Genomic DNA, 10,104 nt, shown 5'->3' on the forward strand with positions numbered 1-10,104 from the left:
GTTAGGTCGTCGGCAGCGTCAGATGTGTATAAGAGACAGCAATAAAAGAGGAGTAGAAAGGAATAGCTTTTTAGAGAGGAAACGGATGGTGGAAGTTTCTAAGATGAACTTTTGAAGGTTGCTTTTGTTTATGTTTCATGCCGCACACATTAGTGCAAAGAGAGTCTTATTTTGAGGAAATTAGGTGGTAACACGGTCATTCGTCCTATGTCGTTTGTCGTTGCCACTTTTTTTGTTAGCTAAAGGAGTAAGTATGGATACAAAATATAATCCAAGTCAATTTGAAAAAGAAATATATGAAAAATGGGAGCAAGGTGGATATTTCAAAGCAAATGTTAATAAAGACAAAAAGCCTTTTACAATTGTAATGCCACCTCCAAATGTTACAGGTTATCTTCATTTGGGTCACGCCCTAAATAATACTATTCAAGATATCATAATTCGCTATAAGAGAATGGCAGGCTTTGAGGCTTTGTGGATACCTGGAACTGACCATGCCTCAATTTCTACTGAAAGTAAGGTTGTTGATAAGATTGCTAAGGAAGGAAAAACTAAGGCTGACCTTGGTCGTGATGGTTTCTTGGAAGAAGCCTGGGATTGGACTCACAAGTATGGGGGAAGGATAAAAGAACAACTTCGTACAATTGGTGTCTCATGTGATTGGGATCATGATTCTTTCACTATGGATGAAAATTTGACCAAGGCTGTTAAAAGAGTTTTCAAGAAGATGTATGATGATGGTCTTATCTACAGAGGCAATAGGATTGTAAATTGGGATCCTAAGGCTGAAACAGCTATATCAGATGCGGAAGTCTACCATGAAGACCAAAAAGGCCATTTGTGGTACATCAACTATTTCTTCGAAGATAGTGATGAATATATAACAATTGCTACTACAAGACCAGAGACAATGCTCGGAGATCTTGCAGTAGCAGTTAACCCAGAAGATCCACGTTTTAAGGATAAGATTGGAAAAAATTTAATCCTTCCCCTTGTTGGAAGAAAGATCCCTTTAATTGAGGATTCTTATGTAGATATGGAATATGGTACTGGTCTTGTAAAGATTACTCCATCACACGACCCTAATGACTTTGAGGTTGGAGCTCGTCACAATCTTGGTCAATGTATAGTTTTAGACACCAAGGCACATATTGTAGATGGTTATGGCAAATATTCTGGTATGGAGCGTTACGAGGCTCGTAAGGAAATCATTAAGGATTTACAAGATCTTGGACAACTTGAAAAAATCGAAGAGATCGAACACGCAGTTGGATATTCAGAAAGAACAAATGTTGTAATTGAGCCACTTATATCCAAACAATGGTTTGTAAAGATGGACGGACTTGCTCAGATGTGTATAGATGCCTACGAAAAGGATGAAGTTAAATTAATTCCTGATTCTCTATCAAAAACCTACATGAACTGGCTAAATAATATTAGGGATTGGACAATTTCAAGACAACTTTGGTGGGGGCATAGACTACCTGTTTTTTATACAGATGATGGTGAAATTATAGTATCTGAAGAAGAACCAGATGCAAATGGTATGCTTAATGGAGTTCATGTAAGCCAAGAAGAAGACACGCTGGACACTTGGTTTTCATCTGCTCTCTGGCCTTTTGCTACTCTTGGTTGGCCTGATGAAAATGAAGAGTACAACTACTTCTTCCCAACTGATATCCTTGTTACAGGTTATGATATAATCTTCTTCTGGGTAATTAGGATGATTTTCTCATCCATTTACAACACAGGAAAAGTTCCTTTTAGCCATGTTTTATTTACTGGTCTAATAAGAGATTCTCAAGGCAGAAAGATGAGTAAATCTCTAGGAAACGGTGTCGATCCAATTGATGTAGTAAATGAATATGGAGCAGATGCCCTCAGATTTACCTTAATCACTGGTAATTCTCCTGGAAATGATATGCGTTATGATGAGAAGAGAATTCTTGCTAGTAGGAATTTTGCCAATAAATTATGGAATGCATCAAGGTTCGTTTTGATGAATATCGACAAGGGAGATGACCTTGAATTTACAGGAGCAAATTTAGAACTTGAAGATAAGTGGATACTCAAGAGACTTAATGATGTTATTGTAGAAGTTAGTAAAAACCTTGATAAATATGAAATTGGTTTGGCAGCAGATAGGATTGAAGACTTTATCTGGAATGAATATTGTGATTGGTATATAGAGTTTGCCAAAATTAGACTCTACGGAGATGATACAGAGGCTAAGGCTAATGTTAAGAAGGTTCTTCTTTATGTTCTAAGAAAGATGCTTGCACTTCTTCATCCATTCATGCCATTTATAACAGAAGAAATCTTTACCTCCCTTCCTAATGCTGAGGATTTGTTGATAGTAGAGCAATGGCCAAACTTCAAAGAAGAATATGACTTTGTTAATGAAGAGGCTAATGTTAACTCTGTGATAGATGCCATAACTGCTATAAGAAACCAAAGAGCAACCCTCAATGTTCCTGCTAAAACTAAGCAAAAACTCACAATTCTTGTGGAAGATGATGAAAATATTTCTCTTATAGAAGAAATAAAAGACCAATTCCAAAACCTAGCTAGTGCAAGTGATGTAGAAGTAAGGGGCAAAGAAGAAGTCCAAGTAGGAGATGAGGAAGGTCTAGTAAGACTAGTTTTTAATGAGTTTTCTGTACTTATGAGCCTAGATGAGCTTGTTGATTATGAGAAGGAAAGAAAGAGACTAGAGGATGAGATAAAAAGACTGGACAGTGAAATCAAAAGAGCTAGTGGCAAACTTTCAAACAAAGGTTTTGTTGAAAAAGCTCCAGAAGCTGTTGTTAATGAGGAACGTCAAAAGTTGGCCGGCTATAAGGACCTACTAGAAAAAACAAAGGCCTCTCTTGAAGAAATTAAGGATAAGTAATGTATGATGAATTTTCCTATATCTATGACAAGCTTAGCTTTGACTTAGATTATGAGAAATATGCTAACAATATCAAATCTCTTGTTGAAAAATATGGGATTAAGAAGGAAAATATGCTAGAGCTTGCGGCAGGCTCTGGCATGTTGACTAAGTATTTTTTTGATGACTTTGAAAATATAGATGCCCTAGACTTGTCGGCAGATATGCTCACTGTTTTTGCTAACAAATATAATCCATCAAATGTAAAGCTCATCCATTATGATATGATTGATTTTCTGAATGAGGATACTTATGATTTACTTGTAATCCTTCTTGATTCGATTAATTATGTGACTGAGAAGGAAGAATTGCTTAAATTATTCGAAAATTCCTATAAAAACCTCAAAAAAGGTGGTCTTTTAGTCTTCGATATAAATTCACCCTACAAGATGAGGGAGATTTTTGGGTCAAATTGTTATGTCTATGAGCATGAGGATATTTTCTACACTTGGGATAATTATTTTGAAGATAATCTTGTTGATATGCACCTAGACTTTTTTGTGGAAAACCAAGATGGAACCTATAGGAGAGTTAGGGAGTTTCAACAAGAAAGGCTTTATGAAATACAAGAAGTCAAGGAAATTTTAGAAGATATTGGTTTTAAGCGAATAAATATTGTAGATGAAGATGATTTTTCTAATGTCAAAGAAGATAGTCTTAGGATTTTGTTTTCTTGCGTTAAGGAGTAGTATGGATAGAGGAATTGTAAAATTATTTGATAACAAAAGAGGTTTTGGTTTTATAACTTGTCAGGGTGAAGATTTGTTTGTCCATTACTCAGATATACAAGCAGATGGTTACAAGATGCTTTATCCAAACCAAAAAGTCGAATTTATACGAATTGATGCACCAAGAGGGCCTCAAGCCATCAAGGTAAGACTTATTGATGACTAGAATGTAAGCTATTGGATTAACTTTGCCAGTAGCTTTTTTATGTTAATTAGCTATAAAGCAAGCCTTAAATAATAATTTAAAAGTACATATTAACTAATATGTTTTACCTATATAAAATATTAGAATTTTTGTGTTATAATAACAATGAGGTACACGATGGAAAGAAAATGTTATGCGAAGATTAATTTAAGTCTAGATTCTCTTTATAAGAGAGAAGATGGATATCATGAAATCGACTCGATTATGACTAGAATTAATCTTTATGATGAATTAATTATAAAAAGAAATAAGGAAAATAAGTTTAATTTTTCATCTAATAGAGATGATATATGTAAAATTGAGGACAATTTAATCTACAAGGCTTGGGATATGCTTAGAAGCAGGACTTGCGATTATGGGATTGATGTTAAGCTTATTAAAAATATTCCTATAGCAGCTGGTCTTGCTGGGGGTTCAACAGATGCAGCCGAGATGATTAAGGCTCTTAATGACCTTTGGAGTCTAGGTATGACTAGGGAAGAGATGATGGACTTGGCAAAAAAACTTGGGGCTGACTTACCATTTTTCTTCTTAGAATCAAACGCTAGAGCTAGGGGAATTGGGGAGATTTTAACTCCTTTTTCCAATAAACTCACCATGAAAATTCTTCTAGTAAATGACGGTACAGCCATATCTTCGGCTTTTGTTTACAAGAGGTTAGGAGATTATGGGGTTGTTGATAATGACAAAATTATAGATGGTCTTAAAAATGGAGATTCTAGTGTAATTAAAGACTTCAGAAATGTTATGGAAGATGTTATTTTTGAAAACTTCCCTCATTTAAAAGAAATTAGGGATAGATTGATGGATCTTGGGGCGGATAATGCCTTAGTAAGCGGGTCAGGAGCAAGTATTTTTGCGGTTTTCTTAGATGAAAAAGCTTATGACAAGGCCTATGAAAGAATTAAGGATGATTACCAAAAAGTTGAAAAGGTGGAGCTTGTAGATGACTAGGATTGGAATATTTGATTCTGGTCTAGGTGGACTAAGCGTCCTTAGGGAATTAGTAAAAACAAACACAGCTTCCTATTTTTATTTTGGGGATACCCTAAGAGTTCCTTATGGTGGTAGGAAAAAGGAGCAAATAATTTCTTTTGCTGAAGATATAGTCGACTTTCTTGAAGGATTTGATGTTGACTACTATGTAATAGCCTGTAATACAATTTCTGTTATTGCGACTGACCTTTTAAGGGAAAAGTATAAGAAGAGCTTTATTCCTATAACAGAAATGGGAATTAAGGCAAGCCTTGACTATGAGGGAGACTTTTTAGTCTTGGGAACAAAAACAACTATAGATAGTCATTTTTATAAAAATAATATTGAACATTTAACATCTGCTAGAGTCTATGAGGTTGCTGCTAGAAAACTTGTAGACCTAATAGAAGCTGGAAATTTGGATAAGGAAGAATTAAATCCCTACCTAGATGAGTACCTGAAATTAGCCAATGAGAAAAAGCTTCCGAATATAATTTTAGCATGTACTCATTATCCTATAATAAGAGATTTTATTGAAGACAGGTTAACCTACAAGGCAAATATAATTGACCCAGCAATATTTGCTGCCCAAGCCCTCAAAGACGTAAGGGGTGAGGGAGAAGTTAATATCTTTATGTCTAAAAAAACTTTGGCAACAGAAAATTTAATAGGCAAAATAATGGATACTCCTTACAAGTTAACTTATACGAATGAAATTTTGAAGTAGTCAGTTAAGCTGGCTACTATTTTTGTGCAAATGTTTGTGCGAAACATATAAATACATATGATATTTTATGAATTATAGAAAAGTTGAAAAAATTTTTTAAAAAAGTCAAAAATTAATTAAAATCGTATGAAAATATTTGGAATTAGTCATATTTGCTCTGTATTTTTTTTCTTTTCCGTGTTATAATGAATATAAGAATTTAGCAATCTAAAGCAAATTTTGGAACTTGAAATATATTTCCTATTTTGAGAAGGATTGCTTATCCCAAAAGATTTGACTAAAATATTGAAATAAATAGAGGAAGGCTATGTCTAATAGAGGTATAAGAGAACTAAAGAGGAAAAAGAGACGACTAAAAGCTAAAAGAAGAAAGAAGATACTTACTACAAGTTTCCTAGCACTAGCTGTGTTTGGAGGTTTGAAGTTTTTTTCTAGTGATGAAGATCAATTTACAATCACAAGACCTATGGAGTATAGGCAGGCACAGGCTGCCGAAAACAAAGAAGTCCAAGAGGATGATTCTTCCAATAAGGATGTTATCCATGTGGCTACAGAAGCAGGTTTTGAAGATTTGAAGATAGATAAAGATAAAAAAATAGAAGATGACAAGTACCAAAAAAATCTAATCAAGTATGTTAGATGTGCAAAAACTCAATATGCCTACCAATATCCTAATGATTACTCTAAGACAGAGAAATATATCAAAGAAGGAGACTATATACCATATTATGGCACAGAAAATGGTTTTTCTAAGATTAAGTTAGATGACTCTTTTTACTATGTAAATAAATATGGACTAGAGGAACTTGATAAGGATAAGCAAATTAAGGTGATTAGTGGAATTACCTATGTAAGTGAAGCCTATCCACTTCCTAGTGATTTCAACCCTGGTCTTGATAAAACTGCCAAGCGTGCCTTTGAAACTATGAGACAGGATATGCAAAGAGCAGGTTTAGATATCAAGATTGCATCTGATTATAGGGACTTTAGTCTTGAAGAAAAGATGAATAAAGCAGAAGATGTGGATAGCGAACTAGCTGGTTGTAGCGAGCACCAATTAGGTCAGGCCTTTGATTTCTTTACAGAATCTAACAAATATACAGACAAATTTGTAACTACCAAGCAATACAAATGGCTAAGTGAGAATGCCTACAAGTATGGTTTTATAGAAAGATATCCAAAGGGTAAGGAAGAATCTACCAAGCACAAGGCTATGCCATGGCACTTTAGGTTTGTAGGTGTAGAAAATGCCAAGGAAATCTATGAAAATAACCTTACTTTGGAAGAGTATTTGAAGATAAATTAATTGTAATTTATTGCCGATTCGATATAATATTATTGTGTAATGTAGAAACAATTTTAATCTAAGGAGTTTTTATGAAATCAATTAATACAAATGATGCACCAAAAGCAGTAGGAGCATATGTACAAGCAATTGCAACAGAAAGCCTTGTTTTTACATCAGGTCAACTTCCACTAGATCCAAAAACTGGTGAATTGGTTACAGAAATCAAAGCAGCTACTAAACAAGCCCTAGCAAATGTTGAAGCTATCTTAAAAGAAGCTGGCTCAAGCAAGGATAAGGTAATAAAATGTGTTGTTTACTTAAATGACATCAATGATTTCCAAGCCTTCAACGAGGTTTATGCAGAATTTTTTGGGGATCATAAACCAGCAAGATCAGCTTTTGAAGTAGCTAATCTTCCACTAAATGGTCTATTAGAAATAGAAGCTATAGCAAGCTTATAAGGTGGAAACGGCAGTTTAGGCTGTCGTTTTTTTATACCCTAAAGGAGGACTTTATGGATGATAAATATATAATAAGTGAGATTGAGAAAGATAAGAAAAATTTCATAAGTCAGAGAAGGCATCTTCATACAATAGCAGAGCTTTCATCTAAGGAATTTAAAACTTCAGCTTATTTAAAAAATGAGGTAAAAAAACTTGGACTAGAAATATTTGAAGTAGAAGGAACGGGTTTCTATGCAATTCTTGATACGCATAGACCTGGAAAAACTATTGGACTTAGGACTGATATAGATGCCCTTCCAGTAAAGGAAGCCAAGAAGAATTTGTCTTGTGTTAGAGAAATCTTATCAGAAGATAGCGAAGTATTCCATGCTTGTGGTCATGATGGTCATATGGCAATACTTCTTTCAACAATGAGAATTTTAGTTAAAAATAAAGATAAACTTAATGGAAAGCTTGTATTTATTTTCGAAGAAGCAGAAGAAACAGGTGCTTCTATAGGTAGAATGATTGAAAGTTTGAAAAAAGAAAAGATAGATTATTTTTATGGCAACCACTTAACATCTTTTTTGAATACTGGAGAAATAGCCCTTGATGCAGGTCCAGTGATGGCTGGGTTTGCAATGGTAGACTTTACCATAAGGGGTGTCGGTGGACATTCTTCAAGACCTGATAAGGCTATAAGTCCGATTTTTTGCCAAGCAGCAGTAATCCAATCCTTGGCCTCTGCTTTTGTAAATAGGCTAGATCCAGATAAATCAGTAACTTTGGGACTATCTACAATTCATGGCGGTAAGGCTAGAAATGTTATTGCTGATGAAGTAGGAATTACAGGAACCTTGAGATTTTTTGACAGACAGGAAGTTGATAAGGCTATTGATGTGATTAAGCTTGTAGGCACAAATGTGGCAAAAGCTCATGGCTGTGAATTTATTGTTAACAAGTTGGCGGTTGAAAATGATCCAGTAATAAATGATGCTAGGTTAAGTGCAATTATGACTGAAGAATTGGGAAATAATTTTGCTAATAACATAAAAAAAGGAATAACTTGGTATGCTTCGGAATCTTTTGAAGCTTATGGTAAACTAGGACCAAGTTTGTTTGCCTTTGTTGGAATTAAGAATGATAAAAAAGGCACAGGTGCAGAACACCATACTCCATATTTTGATATTGACGAGGATAGCTTGGCTTATGGTATTTTTGCAATGGTTAAGTTTGTAAATGCAATTTACAATAGGTAATTATGAGGCTGGTTGGAATAGAAGGCTATTCTAATCAGCCTTTTACTTTAGAAATACAAGAATTTAGGGTATAAATGTAGAAATTAGAGTTGATTGCATAAGGAGGCTTAGATGAGTAAAATACACTCAATAATTGATAGGCAAAGAGAATATTTCTATTCTGGGGTTACCAAGACTGAGAATTTTAGGAGGGGAAATTTAGAAAAGCTAAGAGGACTTATTAATATTTTTGAGGATAATATATTGATGGCTTTGGCAAAAGACCTAGGCAAATCAAATTTTGAGGCTTATGTTAGTGAAATTTCTTTTTTGAAAGAAGAAATTAAATTCTCCTTGGACAACTTGAAGGAGTGGATGAAACCAATCAGGGAGAAAACACCAATCCAAGCTATGCCAGCCAAATCCTACACCCTTTATGAACCTTTAGGAGTAAATTTGATAATTTCTCCATGGAATTACCCCTTTCTTCTTTGTATGGATCCTCTAGTAGCTGCCATGGCAAGTGGCAATACTGCTATCATCAAAACATCTTCAAAAACCAAGGAAACATCTAGGCTAATAAGGACTATGATAAATGATAGCTTCCCAGAAGAATACATTTATGTTGTTGATAATGATAAAGTTAGTCATGAAGAACTCTTAGATGGGATATATGATCATATTTTCTATACTGGTGGCAAGGATGTTGGAAAATATATTATGAAAAAAGCAAGTGAAAATTTGACTAAGCTAAGCCTTGAAATGGGTGGGAAGAGTCCGTGCATAGTAGATAGGTCAGCAGACCTAGAACAAGCTGCTAAAGCAATTGCTTGGGCTAAGACCCTAAATGCTGGTCAAACTTGTGTCGCTCCAGATTATATCTTGCTAGATGCACAGATTAAGGATAGGTTCTTAGAAAAATTAAAGCAAAGTCTAGTAGATTTTTACGGGATAAATCCTTTAGCATCAAAGGACTATGCTTCTATAATAAATGCCAGCCACTTGGATAGATTGATAAAGCTACTAGAGGGGCAAGATATTGTTTTTGGTGGAAATTTTGATAAAGAGAATTTAAAGCTCGCACCTACTATTGTAGATGGAGTTGATTTTTCAAACAAACTTATGGACGATGAAATCTTCGGTCCAATATGTCCTATAATAACTTACCATAATATAAATAATATCCTCTATCAAATAAAGAGAAGACCTAAACCTCTTGCTTTCTATCTTTTCTCAAGAGAGCAAAGATTAATTGACAAGGTCATGTATAATATGGAATTTGGAAGTGCTTGCATAAATGATTGCATAATGCAGATAACAAGTCCTTACCTAGAATTTGGAGGAGTTGGACCAAGTGGAATGGGAGGCTACCACGGTTATAATGGTTTTGTTAATTTTTCCAATAAAAAATCTATCATGCATACATCACCAAGCTTGAAGGTGGATATCAAGTATCCACCATATGATGATGGCAAATTCAATTTAATTAAAAAATTTATATAGTATAACTTGTGGGATTTATTAATCCCACATTTTTTATGCATTTATTTATTCATATAATTATAAAT

9 protein-coding genes are annotated in these 10,104 nt (G+C 34.4%); all 9 read left to right on the top strand.

Annotated elements, in window-relative coordinates:
* Positions 1-253 precede the first annotated feature (253 nt).
* The 9 genes from Q0W95_RS06265 (at position 254) to Q0W95_RS06305 (ending at position 10,039) form a co-directional block, all read left to right on the top strand.
* Positions 254-2,893, top strand: coding sequence for a valine--tRNA ligase (locus tag Q0W95_RS06265; protein WP_297790981.1), 2,640 nt, complete (start codon positions 254-256; stop codon positions 2,891-2,893).
* Positions 2,893-3,621 (top strand): class I SAM-dependent methyltransferase, encoded by a 729-nt coding sequence (locus Q0W95_RS06270; RefSeq protein ID WP_297790983.1) that lies wholly within the window; start codon positions 2,893-2,895, stop codon positions 3,619-3,621. The genes Q0W95_RS06265 and Q0W95_RS06270 overlap by 1 nt, the downstream gene beginning before the upstream one ends.
* A 1-nt stretch (position 3,622) precedes the next feature.
* On the top strand, positions 3,623-3,826 hold the full coding sequence (locus Q0W95_RS06275) for a cold shock domain-containing protein (RefSeq protein WP_297790985.1): 204 nt from the start codon (positions 3,623-3,625) through the stop codon (positions 3,824-3,826).
* 156 nt (positions 3,827-3,982) lie between these two features.
* Complete coding sequence (gene ispE, locus Q0W95_RS06280) at positions 3,983-4,819, top strand: 4-(cytidine 5'-diphospho)-2-C-methyl-D-erythritol kinase (protein ID WP_297790987.1); 837 nt, start codon at positions 3,983-3,985, stop codon at positions 4,817-4,819.
* Positions 4,812-5,567, top strand: coding sequence for a glutamate racemase (murI, locus tag Q0W95_RS06285; RefSeq protein ID WP_297790989.1), 756 nt, complete (start codon positions 4,812-4,814; stop codon positions 5,565-5,567). The genes ispE and murI overlap by 8 nt, the downstream gene beginning before the upstream one ends.
* Before the next feature lie 307 nt (positions 5,568-5,874).
* On the top strand, positions 5,875-6,873 hold the full coding sequence (locus Q0W95_RS06290; protein WP_297790991.1) for a D-alanyl-D-alanine carboxypeptidase family protein: 999 nt from the start codon (positions 5,875-5,877) through the stop codon (positions 6,871-6,873).
* A 71-nt stretch (positions 6,874-6,944) separates the two neighbouring features.
* Positions 6,945-7,316 (top strand): Rid family detoxifying hydrolase, encoded by a 372-nt coding sequence (locus tag Q0W95_RS06295; RefSeq protein ID WP_297790993.1) that lies wholly within the window; start codon positions 6,945-6,947, stop codon positions 7,314-7,316.
* Between the two features lie 53 nt (positions 7,317-7,369).
* On the top strand, positions 7,370-8,557 hold the full coding sequence (locus Q0W95_RS06300; protein ID WP_297790995.1) for an amidohydrolase: 1,188 nt from the start codon (positions 7,370-7,372) through the stop codon (positions 8,555-8,557).
* A 111-nt stretch (positions 8,558-8,668) separates the two neighbouring features.
* Positions 8,669-10,039 (top strand): aldehyde dehydrogenase family protein, encoded by a 1,371-nt coding sequence (locus tag Q0W95_RS06305; protein WP_297790996.1) that lies wholly within the window; start codon positions 8,669-8,671, stop codon positions 10,037-10,039.
* The last annotated feature ends 65 nt before the right edge of the window (positions 10,040-10,104 follow it).

The sequence above is a fragment of the uncultured Anaerococcus sp. genome (genome assembly GCF_947253225.1).
Lineage (GTDB): Bacteria > Bacillota > Clostridia > Tissierellales > Peptoniphilaceae > Anaerococcus.

Coding starts and splice junctions, on each gene's coding strand:
- Q0W95_RS06270 (WP_297790983.1), top strand. CDS start 2,893: ATGTATGATGAATTTTCCTATATCTATGACAAGCTTAGCTTTGACTTA.
- Q0W95_RS06300 (WP_297790995.1), top strand. CDS start 7,370: ATGGATGATAAATATATAATAAGTGAGATTGAGAAAGATAAGAAAAAT.
- ispE (WP_297790987.1), top strand. CDS start 3,983: ATGGAAAGAAAATGTTATGCGAAGATTAATTTAAGTCTAGATTCTCTT.
- Q0W95_RS06295 (WP_297790993.1), top strand. CDS start 6,945: ATGAAATCAATTAATACAAATGATGCACCAAAAGCAGTAGGAGCATAT.
- murI (WP_297790989.1), top strand. CDS start 4,812: ATGACTAGGATTGGAATATTTGATTCTGGTCTAGGTGGACTAAGCGTC.
- Q0W95_RS06290 (WP_297790991.1), top strand. CDS start 5,875: ATGTCTAATAGAGGTATAAGAGAACTAAAGAGGAAAAAGAGACGACTA.
- Q0W95_RS06275 (WP_297790985.1), top strand. CDS start 3,623: ATGGATAGAGGAATTGTAAAATTATTTGATAACAAAAGAGGTTTTGGT.
- Q0W95_RS06305 (WP_297790996.1), top strand. CDS start 8,669: ATGAGTAAAATACACTCAATAATTGATAGGCAAAGAGAATATTTCTAT.
- Q0W95_RS06265 (WP_297790981.1), top strand. CDS start 254: ATGGATACAAAATATAATCCAAGTCAATTTGAAAAAGAAATATATGAA.